Annotated in this window: 11 protein-coding genes; 6 read left to right on the top strand and 5 right to left on the bottom strand. The window is 66.8% G+C overall.

Features of this window, described 5'->3' with window-relative positions; genetic code table 11:
• Window positions 1-4: 4 nt before the first annotated feature.
• The 4 genes from A5787_RS20550 to A5787_RS20535 are packed head-to-tail and all read left to right on the top strand — an operon-like array spanning window position 5 to window position 3307.
• Window positions 5-457 (top strand): MaoC family dehydratase, encoded by a 453-nt coding sequence (locus tag A5787_RS20550; protein ID WP_066970419.1) that lies wholly within the window; start codon window positions 5-7, stop codon window positions 455-457.
• On the top strand, window positions 454-1623 hold the full coding sequence (locus tag A5787_RS20545; RefSeq protein WP_066970416.1) for a lipid-transfer protein: 1170 nt from the start codon (window positions 454-456) through the stop codon (window positions 1621-1623). Before A5787_RS20550 ends, A5787_RS20545 begins: the two co-directional genes overlap by 4 nt.
• A gap of 11 nt (window positions 1624-1634) precedes the next feature.
• Window positions 1635-2705: a zinc-binding dehydrogenase gene (locus A5787_RS20540; RefSeq protein WP_066970413.1), complete on the top strand. Its 1071-nt coding sequence runs from the start codon at window positions 1635-1637 to the stop codon at window positions 2703-2705.
• Entirely contained in the window at window positions 2702-3307 is a 606-nt protein-coding gene (locus A5787_RS20535) for a TetR/AcrR family transcriptional regulator (RefSeq protein WP_066970410.1), read from the top strand. Before A5787_RS20540 ends, A5787_RS20535 begins: the two co-directional genes overlap by 4 nt.
• Before the next feature lie 3 nt (window positions 3308-3310).
• On the opposite strand, the gene A5787_RS20530 is transcribed toward A5787_RS20535, so the two are convergent.
• The 5 genes from A5787_RS20530 to pruA form a co-directional block, all read right to left on the bottom strand.
• Window positions 3311-4054 carry an MBL fold metallo-hydrolase gene (locus tag A5787_RS20530; RefSeq protein WP_066970406.1) on the bottom strand — a complete coding sequence of 248 codons (744 nt, stop codon included), beginning with the start codon at window positions 4052-4054 and terminating at the stop codon, window positions 3311-3313.
• Between the two features lie 102 nt (window positions 4055-4156).
• Window positions 4157-4861 (bottom strand): MAE_28990/MAE_18760 family HEPN-like nuclease, encoded by a 705-nt coding sequence (locus A5787_RS27460; RefSeq protein ID WP_156764054.1) that lies wholly within the window; start codon window positions 4859-4861, stop codon window positions 4157-4159.
• 4 nt (window positions 4862-4865) lie between these two features.
• Window positions 4866-5960, bottom strand: a complete 1095-nt coding sequence (locus tag A5787_RS26980) for a DUF262 domain-containing protein (RefSeq protein ID WP_082977348.1) — start codon at window positions 5958-5960, stop codon at window positions 4866-4868.
• A gap of 215 nt (window positions 5961-6175) precedes the next feature.
• Window positions 6176-7132: a proline dehydrogenase family protein gene (locus A5787_RS20525; protein WP_066970403.1), complete on the bottom strand. Its 957-nt coding sequence runs from the start codon at window positions 7130-7132 to the stop codon at window positions 6176-6178.
• Entirely contained in the window at window positions 7132-8763 is a 1632-nt protein-coding gene (gene pruA, locus A5787_RS20520) for an L-glutamate gamma-semialdehyde dehydrogenase (RefSeq protein ID WP_066970400.1), read from the bottom strand. Before pruA ends, A5787_RS20525 begins: the two co-directional genes overlap by 1 nt.
• A gap of 84 nt (window positions 8764-8847) precedes the next feature.
• Here pruA and A5787_RS20515 point away from each other — a divergent pair, with 84 nt between their 5' ends.
• Window positions 8848-10434: a CdaR family transcriptional regulator gene (locus A5787_RS20515; protein ID WP_156764053.1), complete on the top strand. Its 1587-nt coding sequence runs from the start codon at window positions 8848-8850 to the stop codon at window positions 10432-10434.
• Window positions 10435-10615: 181 nt separating this feature from the next.
• Window positions 10616-11700 (top strand): PE family protein (locus A5787_RS20510; RefSeq protein ID WP_156764052.1); only part of this gene is annotated, 1085 nt, incomplete at its 3' end.

Raw genomic sequence — 11700 nt, 5'->3', positions numbered from 1 at the left:
CCCCATGACAGCAGCCAAGCCCCGCTCGACGCTCAGGTGGGCCGACATCAACGTCGGCGACGAGGCGAGCGCGCTCGAAATCCCGATCACCACAACGATGATCGTCGCCGGCGCGATCGCGTCGCGGGATTTCATGCCGGTACACCACGACCGCGACTTCGCCAAGAAGCAGGGCTCGCCGAACCTGTTCATGAACATCCTGACGACCAACGGTTACTGCGTGCGCTTCCTCACCGACTGGGCGGGTCCCGAGGCGATGGTGAAGAACCTGTCGATCCGCCTCGGCGTGCCGTGTTTTCCCGACGATCCGCTGCGCTTCACCGGCACCGTGACGTCCAAGACTGAGGGTTCGGACGGCGAGAACTTCGTCGAGGTGACCTTCAAGGGTTCCAACAGCCTGGGCGATCACGTCTCGGGCACCGCGGTGCTCAGCCTGCTCGACGGGGACGGCGCATGAGCAGCTCGCTGCCGGGCAGCTGTGCCATTGTCGGGATCGGCCAGACCGAGTTCTCCAAGGAGTCCGGGCGCAGCGAGCTCCAATTGGCCTGTGAGGCGGTCAGTGCCGCGCTCGACGACGCCGGCCTGACGCCCGCCGACGTCGACGGCATGGTCACCTTCACCATGGACTCCAGCGACGAGATCGACATCGCTCGCAACGTCGGAATCGGCGACCTGAGCTTCTTCTCCCGCGTGCACCACGGCGGCGGTGCGGCGGCCGGGACCGTGGTACATGCGGCGATGGCCGTCGCGACCGGCGTCGCCGACGTGGTGGTGTGCTGGCGCGCGTTCAACGAACGTTCCGGCTTCCGCTTCGGCGGCAGCGGCCGCACCAGCGCCGAGACCCCGCTGTTCATGGCGCATTACGCGCCGTTCGGATTGCTCACGCCGGCGGCCTGGGTCGCGATGCACGCCCAGCGCTACATGTCGACGTACGGGGTGACCAACGAGGACTTCGGCCGCATCGCCGTCGTCGACCGCGCCCATGCGGCCCGCAACCCCGACGCCTGGTTCTACCAGCGCCCGATCACGCTGGAAGACCACCAGAATTCGCGCTGGATCGTCGAACCCGTGCTGCGGCTGCTGGATTGCTGCCAGGAGAGCGACGGCGGGGTCGCCCTGGTCGTGACCAGTGCCGAACGCGCCCGGGACCTTCGCCAGCCGCCGGCGGTGATCACCGCGGCCGCCCAGGGCGCGGCCGCCAACGGCGAGATGATGACCAGTTACTACCGCGAGGACATCACGGGGCTTCCGGAGATGGGGGTGGTGGGCGACCGGCTGTGGCGCGATTCGGGCCTCAAGCCCCAGGACATCCAAACCGCCTTCATCTACGACCATTTCACGCCGTTCGTGTTCACGCAGCTCGAGGAGCTCGGCTTCTGCGGGCGCGGCGAGGCCAAGGACTTCGCCACCGTCGAGCGGCTGTCTCTGGGCGGGGAATTTCCGATCAACACCAACGGCGGTCTGCTCGGCGAGGCCTACATCCACGGCATGAACGGCATCACCGAGGGCGTGCGCCAGGTCCGTGGCACCTCGCACAACCAGGTCGACAACGTCGAGCACGTGCTCGTCACGTCGGGAACCGGCGTGCCCACCAGCGGACTGATCCTCGCGCCTGCCGATTAAGGGGGAAGCTCATGCCCAAGCTCGCGGTATTGACCGCACCCGGGGGGCCGATCGAGCTGGCCGAATTCCCGCTCACCGCGCCCGCCCCGGGGACCGCCGCGCTCAAGCTTCGGATGGCCGGCATCTGCGGCTCCGACCTGCACATCTTCCGCGGCGAGCTGCCCTTGCCATGCCCCTTCGCCCTGGGCCACGAAATGGTCGGCGAGATAGCCGAACTCGGTGCGGGGCTGACCACCGATGCGACCGGCAAGCCGCTGGCCGTCGGCGATCGGATCGTCACACCGTACTTTTGGACCTGCGGGCAGTGTCACGCGTGCGCACGGGGCCGGCCTCACGCGTGCCAGAACCTGATGGCCGGCGAGTACCGCACCCACGACCAGGAGCCGCATTTCGTTGCCGCGCACGGTGAGTACTACTACACCAGCCGGCGGCAGCCGCTGTACAAGGTGCCGGAGGATCTCGCCGACGAGGCCGTCGCGCCGCTGAATTGCGCCCTGGCCCAGGTGTTGTTCGCGCTGCGCGAGGTGCGGCTGGGCGACACCGTCGTCATCCAGGGCGCGGGCGGGCTGGGCATCAACGCCGCGACCGTGGCCCGCACCGCCGGCGCGGCCGCCGTCATCGTCATCGACAAGATCCCCGAACGGCTGGACGTCGCGGCCGATTTCGGCGCCACCTTGTGCATCGACGCGAGCGGAATCTCGATCTTCGAGGTGACGGAGCGGGTCCGTGCCCACACCGACGGCATCGGCGCCGACTGGGTGCTCGAGGTGGTCGGGGTGCCGGGTGTCATCCCCGACGGGGTCGGCTTTCTGAACAACGGCGGCACGCTGCTCGAGGTCGGCAACGTCGGGATGGGGCGCACGTTCGAGCTCGACCCGAGCTCGCTGGTCTACGGCAACAAGGCCGTGCGCGGCGTGATGCTCTACGACCCCGTCACGCTGGCGACCGGGCTGTCCTTCCTGCAGCACACCGACTTTCCGTTCGACCGGCTGATGCCCAAGCCGTACCATCTCGCCGACGTCAACGAAGCCTTCGCCTCGGCCGATGCCGGACTGGTGCCGCGCGGGGCGTTGGTGCCATGACTCAGGCGGCGCAGACCACCGATACGCGCGAACTCATCGTCGAGTCCGCGTTCGTTTGTTTCGGCAGACAGGGATTGGACAAGGCGACCATCGTCGACATCGCCAAGCAAGCGGGCGTTTCACGCAGCACCATTTACGAGTACTTCAGCGACAAGGGCGCGATCGTCGAAGCGTGCGCCGAACACGCCTCCGAGCGGTTTTACTGCGAGATGTCCAAGGCGATGGACCAGGGCAGCTCACTGGAGGACAAGCTGAGCCGTGCGGCGGTGTTCGTGACCCAGGCGCGGCGGGTCATCGCCTCCGAGAAGTACTTTGATGAGGACGCGATCAGCCTGCTGCTCACCAAAGACGCCGCGGTGCTGCTGCGCGAATGCGTCGACTTCTTCGCGCCCTACCTTTCCGCCGCCAGGCTCACCGGCGAGGTCCGCAAAGACCTCGACGTCGAGGCCGCCGGGGAATGGTTCGCGCGCATACTCTTTTCGCTGTTCAGCACGCCGTCGTCCACGCTGGACATGGACGACCCCGAGGTGGCGGCCGAGTTCGTGCGCGCGCACGTGGTCCGGGGATTCGCCAGCGACCGCCCGCGGCCCCGGCGCGGTTAGGGATCAGCGGCGCTGCTGGGCCCAGACGGTCTCGGCGGCGTGAACCGGCCGGCCGTGGCCCGGCAATAGATGCGCGACGGGTAGTTCTTCGAGGCGCCTGCGGGTGTCGGCCGCACTCGCGGTGTCGACGATTTCCGGTGTGTGCCAGGCCTGGCCGCGGACGGTGAGCACGGCGTCACCGGACAGCAGCATGCGGGTCGCCGGATTCCAGAGCGCGATGCTGTCATCGGTGTGACCGTTCGCCGCGACCACGGTCCAATCCGGCGCCCCGGGCACCGACTGGCCGTCGGCGAGGCCGCCACCGGGGGGCGGACCCGTCCAACGCATGCCGGCCGGCGTGCCATATCCCGCCACCCGGGCACCGCTGAGGAGCCCGGCCAGGCCCCGTCGATCCAGCGGCTGGTCGATCATGGTCGGCCAGATGCTCGCGGCCCGGGCCGGGGTCGGGGTGCGCGGCTTCACCCCGTCGAGGTAGGTAAGTGTGTTCTCGGGCAGCCAGATTGGGACGCGGTGGCGCGTGGCGAGCTCCGCCGCGCCGGCGACGTGATCGCTGTGGCCGTGGGTCGCCACCACGGCGTGCAGGGTTCCGCCGCGACTCAGGACGGCCGCGAGATCGGCCGCGACCCGCGGTAGCCCGGCGTCGACCACCACCGCGCCGTCGCCGCTTCGCAGCACGTAGCAGTTGAAGATCCACCGCGACAGCCGGGTGATGCCGAGGTGGGGCATCTCGTCGATGACCAGGCTCATAGCGCAGAGGCTACGCCCGGCTACCGTGCAATCAAGCTGGGGCGGGTATTTGACTTAGCATGCGAATTGGGGTCTGCCTCGCGACGGCGCAATCCAATGGCTTCAAGAACTATTTTGATCATGCACAGACGTGAGCTCGTCAGCAGACGCGGCGGCCGCGCTTCGATATGTACCAGCTCGCGCCGCCCCGAGAACAAGGTCCCGGAGGTATTCCATCATCTCAAGAACTTCGGCGTGGAGTTCAGAAAATTCTCCTACTTCCGGGCAGGTTTCTCGACCATGCGCAACTGAGTTCCGCGTATCGCATAACCTTCTATCGATTAGGTTTTCCCGAAGTTCAAAGTCAATTGATTGCAATCCGAAATCTTTCAGCATATTAGTAAGAACATGCGAGCGTAGGTTGCCCTGCGTATCGACCATTTGAGATTTCGGAAACGGCAAACGAAGCTCACCCCGCCGTCTGACCAATTCAACAAGCTCTCCTTTCGCCGAGAGATCTCCAGAATCTGCACGACGCACCGTATGCATCAGGCAAACCCGCAGTAATTCGTCGTTGAATTCCTGCAGCTTAAGGCGCCGCCGACTAATAAAATCCACATACGATTGGAGGCATTCTTTCCCAAAACCTTCCCAGTGCGCATACAACATCGCTACTCCAGCCCGGCGAAGGCTGCGACTAACAGGTGGGTTATTGGGCATCGATTCATTACTTTCGATGAGCCCTTTCAGGGCGCTCAACTCGATGCGCCGCCAGGCGAGTGCCTCGTCAAGGCGATCTTGCAGCTCATCGACCGTACGCGCTGGCATACAACTAGTCTTCGGCGAAATACGAGCGAGCCCGCACAATTAACCGTGGCACGCGCCGTCGAGGGCTGACCCCTGTCCCGGAGTTCTCGCGGAAGTCAGGAGCACCCCATATTGACCGTATCTTATCTGCTAGAGATTCGGGGCGGTCTTTCCATCTGTCGATATTGGCAGCGACTCCGGAGGTTATGAATTCGTATCCTGAAATTGAGAACGGGCCGAGATGCCTACCCCTGTCATACCGACGGAATGCATCTTCACCCAAAGCTCGATCGATGACATCAAAGCACTCACGGAAGGCGGCGGGTTTTATCTCGTCGGGTCCATCGCCTGAGGCCGTCCGGCGGAGCCAATCGGTTAGGTACTCTCCGTATTCGGAACGCAGCTCGGCTTCCCCTCCCGCATACGCCCCCTGCGAGAAGAATCTCAGTACAAGCTCTTGCCGATACGCTTGGCTTTCTTTTTGCTCCGATAGCGGCACAGTGTTCAGGAAGGCGCCATATTTGGACAACTCATCGAGCGTCGAATATAACTCAGGGTTTAACATTACAAGTAAGCAATTACGCGCCTCTTGAGGCGAGAGCTGAGAACCTGAATTCAGACGTTGAAATAGGTCATATTTTGCGTTCTTATCAGATTCTTTTCTGATAATTCGGAACTCAATTTTGGACCGTTTGAAGTCGCGTTGCATAGCGGCCGTGAACGCCCTGTCTCCTTCGGCCTCGTTTTGCCACCGATAACCCTCGAGGTCCGGCAGATACTCTGTTGCCAATAAAGGTTCAGCAGGCACTAGTTTATTCGTGTGATCCCGATAGACACCGACGAACTGTAAGACGGTCGAGAGCCTTTGCACACCGTCAATAACATCCCAAACGCCATCATCCCGTTGGGATACAAAGATCGGAGGAACGGGAATACCCAATAGAATCGACTCGATCAGCCTCGATTTCTGCCCCATGTCCCAGCGGAATATCCGTTGGAACTCCGGGTGGATATCCAGATCCCCGTCTCTGTACATGGACATAACTTCGCCGATGGACATTCCATACCCGTCAGTATGGATCTCCTTCGACCGGCTGCTGATTTGCTCTTGCAAACTCATCGAGTTCCCACCTTATAAATAACGCGACTTGAAACGTTGTCGTTAATACGGTGATCGGTCTCTGCGTTCAAAGGTTAGGGTACGCACTCCATGCTGTCACGTTGGGTTCGGATGGCTACATGTTCTCGTTTGACCGCTTGAGCTGGGCGAGCCTGACCAACCTAAGCGACGCGATTCGTTAGAGCGCTCGCCGCCCGCAACGATCGCAGAGACACTCAGTGCGTCAGCGCACGCACGAAGAAGGCCAGGTTGGCCGGTCTTTCGGCAAGGCGCCGCATGAAGTAGCCATACCACTGGGTGCCGAACGGCACATACACCCGGACCTGCTTACCGGTGTCGGCGAGCCGCCGCTGTTCGCCGTCGCGGATGCCGTACAGCATCTGATATTCGAAATCTTTGACACCCCGGCCTGATTCACGCACCAGGCCGGGAACCGCTTCGATCACCGCCGGATCGTGCGACGCCACCATCGGATATCCGCTGCCCGCCATCAGCACCCGCAGGCAGCGCAGGTACGAATCGGTGACGTCGCAGCCGTCTCGGTAAGCCACCGACGCGGGTTCGTCGTAGGCGCCCTTGCACAGCCGGATCCGTGCACCGGACGTCGCGAATTCCTCGCAATCCCCGCGCGTGCGGCGCAGGTAAGCCTGCAGAACCGCACCAAGCCAGGGGAAGTCGGCCCGCAGGTCGCGCACGATCGACAGGGTCGAATCGGTCGTGGTGTGGTCCTCGGCGTCGACCGTCACCCACACACCGGCCCGCCGCGCGGCGTCGCAGATCGACCAGGCGTTTTCGCGGGCGATCTTCTCGCCGTCGCGATCCAGGGCCTCACCCAACGCGGACAGCTTCAGCGACACCTCCAGCGGCCGGGCGCCACCACCCACCGCACCAAACCGGCCCAGCCTGTCGATCAGATCGAGATACACCCGCACCGCCGAGTCGGCGTCGTCGACGTCGGCGACGTCCTCGCCCAGGTAGTCGACACTGACCAGGCGGCCCGAATCGCGCAGCGCGCCAACGCTGTCCAGCACGCTGTCGATCGTTTCGCCGGGCACGAACCGGCCCACCACCTTGCGCGTGACCGGCATGCGTTCGGCCGTGCGGCGCAACGCCTCCCAGCGACTGACCGCCGTGATCGCCGGGCGCACCGTGTGGGCGAACATGCCGGCCATCAGTCGGCCGCCATGTGTGGATAGGTGTGCTCGGTGGCCGGCACGAACGTCTCCTTGATCGTGCGGGCCGACGTCCAGCGCAGCAGGTTCAGCGCCGAACCGGCCTTGTCATTGGTGCCGGACCCGCGCGAACCCCCGAACGGCTGGCGACCGACCACCGCACCGGTCGGCTTGTCGTTGACGTAGAAATTCCCGGCGGCGAACCGCAGCCGGTCCTGGGCGGTCAGCACGGCCGCCCGGTCGTCGGCGATGACGGCGCCGGTCAGCGCGTAGCGGGAACCGGTGTCGACGACGTCGAGGATTCGTTCGTACTGGTCGTCGGGGTAGACGTGCACCGACAGCAGCGGGCCGAAGTATTCCGTCGCGAAGGACTCGTCGGTGGGGTCGTCGGACAGCAGCACGGTGGGCCGCACGAAATAGCCGACGCTGTCGTCGTATTCGCCCCCGACCGCGATCGTGACGCCGGGCGCGCCTTTCGCCCGCTCGATGGCGTCGACGTTCTTGAGGAAGGCCCGCCGGTCGATCAGCGCGCCGCCGTAGTTGGTCAGGTCGGTGATGTCGCCGTAGCGCAGCGCGGCGGTCTCGCCCAGGAAGTCATCGCCCATGCGCTGCCACACCGAGTGCGCGACGAACGCCCGCGACGCGGCCGAGCACTTCTGCCCCTGGTAGTCGAACGCCCCGCGAATCAGCGCCGTGGTCAGCACTTCCGGACGCGCCGACGCGTGCGCGACGACGAAGTCCTTGCCGCCGGTCTCGCCGACCAGCCGCGGATAGCTCTGGTAGCGGCCGATATTGGCGCCCGCCCGCTGCCACAGGTGCTGGAAGGTGGCCGTCGACCCGGTGAAGTGGATGCCCGCCAGCCGGGGATCGTCCAGCGCCACGTCGGACACCGCGAAGCCGTCGCCGGTGAGCAGGTTGATCACGCCGGGCGGCAGGCCCGCCGCCTCGAGCAGCTGCATGGTCAGATAGGCCGACAGGGTTTGTGTGATCGACGGCTTCCACACCACGGTGTTGCCCATCAGCGCGGGTGCGGTCGGCAGGTTGCCGGCGATCGAGGTGAAGTTGAACGGCGTGACGGCGTAGACGAAGCCGTCCAGGGGGCGGTAGTCGCTGCGGTTCCACTCGCCGGGCCCGCTGATCGGTTGCTGCGCCAGGATCTGGCGGGCGAACGCCACGTTGAACCGCCAGAAGTCGACCTGCTCGCACGGCGAGTCGATCTCGGCCTGATAGACGGACTTGGATTGGCCGAGCATCGTTGCGGCCGCGATCTTTTCGCGCCACGGTCCGGCCAACAGGTCGGCGGCGCGCAGGAACACCGCGGCACGCTCGTCGAAAGGAGTTGCCGCCCAGGCCTTCTTCGCGGCCATCGCGGCCTCGATGGCCGCCGTCGCGTCGGCGTGCACGGCGTTGGTCAGGGTGCCCAGCGTCGCGGCGTGCCGGTGCGGCTGGACGACATCGATCCGCTCGCCCTCCCCCATCCGGCGGTCGCCGCCGATGACGTGCGGGAGCTCGATCGGCCGATCGGCGAGGGCGCTCAATTCGGCGAGCAGGCGGGTTCGTTCCGGGGATTTCGGCGCATAGTCGTGGACCGGCTCGTTGGCCGGGACTGGTACCTGGGTGATCGCGTCCATGCTGCTCAGGATCCCCGGCGCGGCGCCCGATCTTGTTGGCCGATTGGACAAGTCTTAGCGCTATTGCTAGTAAGATCCGACAATATGCAGGTGGTGGGCGTCGGGCTGGGCCAGTTGTTGCTCGCGCTGGACGCGACGCTGGTCAGCCTGGTGGACGCCCCCCGGGGCCTGGATCTCCCCGTGGGGTCGGCGGCGCTGATCGATTCCGACGATGTGCGGCTTGGCCTGGCGGAGGCGGCGGGCTCGGCCGACGTCTTCTTCCTGCTGGGAGTCGCCGACGCCGAGGCTCGGCGGTGGGTGGACAAGCAGGCGCGCGAGCGAGTCCCGGTGGCGATCTTCGCCAAGGAGCCTTCGGACGACCTCGTCGCGGCGGCGGTCGTGGCCGGCGCGGCGGTGGTGGCCGTGGAGCCGAGGGCCCGGTGGGAGCGGCTCTACCAGTTGGTCAATCACGTTTTGGAACATCACGGCGATCGCGGCGACCCCGTCGATGACTCGGGCACCGACCTGTTCGGCCTGGCGCAGTCGCTGGCCGACCGCATCCACGGCATGGTCAGCATCGAGAACGCCCAGTCGCACGTGCTCGCGTATTCGGCCTCCAACGACGAGGCCGACGAACTGCGCCGCCTGTCCATCCTGGGCCGCGCCGGGCCCCCCGAGCACCTGGAGTGGATCGGCCAGTGGGGCATCTTCGATGCGCTGCGATCCAGCGGCGAGGTGGTCCGGGTTGCCGAGCGCCCCGAGCTCGGCCTGCGCCCCCGGCTGGCGATCGGCATCCACCAGCCACCGACCGGCCCCCGCCGACCGCCGCTGTTCGCCGGCGCCATCTGGGTGCAGCTGGGCTCGCAGCCCCTGGCCGACGACGCCGAGGACATGCTGCGCGGGGCCGCGGTCCTCGCCGCGCGAATCATGTTGCGGCTGGCGGCCCGTCCGTCAACCCATGCGCGACGGGTGCAGCAGCTACTCGGGCTCACCGACGAACCCGCCGACGCGGCCGCCGTCGCCCACGAACTCGGCCTCTCCGCCGACGGCCCCGCCGCGCTGGTCGGCTGGGACACCGTGCGTGCTCCCCACCCGCGGATCGCGGACGTGTTGGCGTTGAGCGCCAGCGCTTTTCGGCGAGACGCCCAGGTCGCGTCTCACGAATCGCGGGTCTACGTGCTGCTGCCACGGACACAGACCCGGTCGGTCACCTCATGGGTGCGCGGCACGATCGGCTCCCTGCGCGCCGAACTCGGCATCGAGCTGCGGGCCGCCATCGCCGCGTCGGTGGCCGGTCCGACCGAGCTCGCCGCTGCGCGCGCGGAGGTCGACCGCGTGCTCGATAGCGCTGAGCGACATCCGGTTTCGATCGGACAGGTGACCACGCTGGCCGAAGCGCGCACGACCGTCCTGCTCGACGAAATCGTCACCCTGATGGGCGCCGACCAGCGGCTGGTCGATCCGCGCATACGCGACCTGCGCGCCCAAGACCCGGTGCTGGCTGCGACGCTGCGGGCCTACCTGGACAGCTTCGGCGACATCGCAACCGCCGCCCGGGCGCTGCAAGTGCACCCCAACACCGTTCGCTACCGGGTGCGCCGGATCGAAAAACTATTGGCGACGTCGCTGTCGGATCCCGAGGTGCGGCTGGTGTTCTCGCTCGGATTGCGGGTGACCGAGCGCTCGGCTTGATCCGTCCCGATCAGACGCAAGGATTTCACAAGCGCACGGCAATAACCTACGACTTGACGCAAGCGGTGAAAGGTTTGCCGGAACGCACGGACAGCGGATCGGAATCGTACGATTCCGCCAATTTCATATCTCTCATATCCATCCGATGCAGCGATACGTCGGCGACGCGGCAGGGGTAGCGATGTCGTATGTAGTGGCAGTTCCAGAGTTCGTGGCCTCGGCGGCCTCAGACCTGGCGGGCATCGGCTCAGCCGTGGGGGCCGCGAACGCGGCAGCGGCGGCCCAGACCACCGCGGTGGTGACCGCCGCCGACGATGAGGTTTCGGTGGCGATCGCCTCGCTGTTTTCGGGCCACGCCCAGGCCTATCAATCGGTGAGTGCGCAGGCGGCGGCATTTCACGACCAGTTTGTGCACGCGTTAAGCGGCGCGGGCGGCGCGTATTCGCTGACCGAAGCGGCCAACGCCTCGCCGTTGGATGCCCTCTGGCCGCTGTGGCAAGACGTGCGCGCGGTGATCAATGCGCCCACCAACTTGTTGCTGGGGACCCCGCTGATCGGCAAGGGCAGCAACGGGGCGCCGGGAACCGGGCAAAACGGCGGGCCCGGCGGGCTGTTGTGGGGTCCCGGCGGCGACGGAGGGTCCGGCGCCTCCAGCCAGGCGGGCGGCAAGGGCGGCAACGCCTGGTTCTTCGGCAACGGCGGCCACGGCGGAGCCGGCGGCGCCGGCATCACCGGCACCGCGGGCTCGGTGTCCGGCGGCGGCACCAACGGCGGCCCCGGTGGCGCAGGCGGGAACGGGGGGGCCGGCGGCAACGGCGGGCTGCTCTACGGCAACGGCGGTGCCGGCGGTGCCGGGGGGACCGGCGGGACCGGCGGGGCCGGTGTCACCCCGACCACCATCGGCGGCGGTGCCCACGGCACCCAGGGCGGCCTAGCCGGGAATGGCGGGGCCGGTGGCGCCGGCGGGGCGGGCTCGGCCCTATTCGGCCATGCCGGCGACGGCGGCCAGGGCGGCCAGGGCGGCCAGGGTGGCCACGGCGGCACCGGGGGCGCCGACACGAACGGCTCCGGTGGCGGCCACGGCGGCAACGGTGGCAACGGTGGGGCCGCCGGCGCGGGTGGCAGCGCGGGCGGCCCCGGCGCTAGCGCGGGCGCCGCGGGGACCGGCGGCACCGGCGGCACCGGCGGCGACGGCGGCAGTGCGGGCGGCGCGGCAGGCGTGCACTTCAGTTCCGCTGGTAGCGGTGGCGACGGTGGCCACGGCGG

Source organism: Mycobacterium sp. 852002-50816_SCH5313054-b, assembly GCF_001667185.1.
Lineage (GTDB): Bacteria > Actinomycetota > Actinomycetes > Mycobacteriales > Mycobacteriaceae > Mycobacterium.
The sequence above is the reverse complement of the archived record's forward strand: the minus strand, read 5'-3'. Positions and strand labels throughout refer to the sequence as shown.

Coding starts and splice junctions, on each gene's coding strand:
- pruA (WP_066970400.1), bottom strand. CDS start 8,763: ATGGACGCGATCACCCAGGTACCAGTCCCGGCCAACGAGCCGGTCCAC.
- A5787_RS20515 (WP_156764053.1), top strand. CDS start 8,848: ATGCAGGTGGTGGGCGTCGGGCTGGGCCAGTTGTTGCTCGCGCTGGAC.
- A5787_RS20530 (WP_066970406.1), bottom strand. CDS start 4,054: ATGAGCCTGGTCATCGACGAGATGCCCCACCTCGGCATCACCCGGCTG.
- A5787_RS20535 (WP_066970410.1), top strand. CDS start 2,702: ATGACTCAGGCGGCGCAGACCACCGATACGCGCGAACTCATCGTCGAG.
- A5787_RS26980 (WP_082977348.1), bottom strand. CDS start 5,960: ATGAGTTTGCAAGAGCAAATCAGCAGCCGGTCGAAGGAGATCCATACT.
- A5787_RS20540 (WP_066970413.1), top strand. CDS start 1,635: ATGCCCAAGCTCGCGGTATTGACCGCACCCGGGGGGCCGATCGAGCTG.
- A5787_RS27460 (WP_156764054.1), bottom strand. CDS start 4,861: ATGCCAGCGCGTACGGTCGATGAGCTGCAAGATCGCCTTGACGAGGCA.
- A5787_RS20525 (WP_066970403.1), bottom strand. CDS start 7,132: ATGGCCGGCATGTTCGCCCACACGGTGCGCCCGGCGATCACGGCGGTC.
- A5787_RS20545 (WP_066970416.1), top strand. CDS start 454: ATGAGCAGCTCGCTGCCGGGCAGCTGTGCCATTGTCGGGATCGGCCAG.
- A5787_RS20550 (WP_066970419.1), top strand. CDS start 5: ATGACAGCAGCCAAGCCCCGCTCGACGCTCAGGTGGGCCGACATCAAC.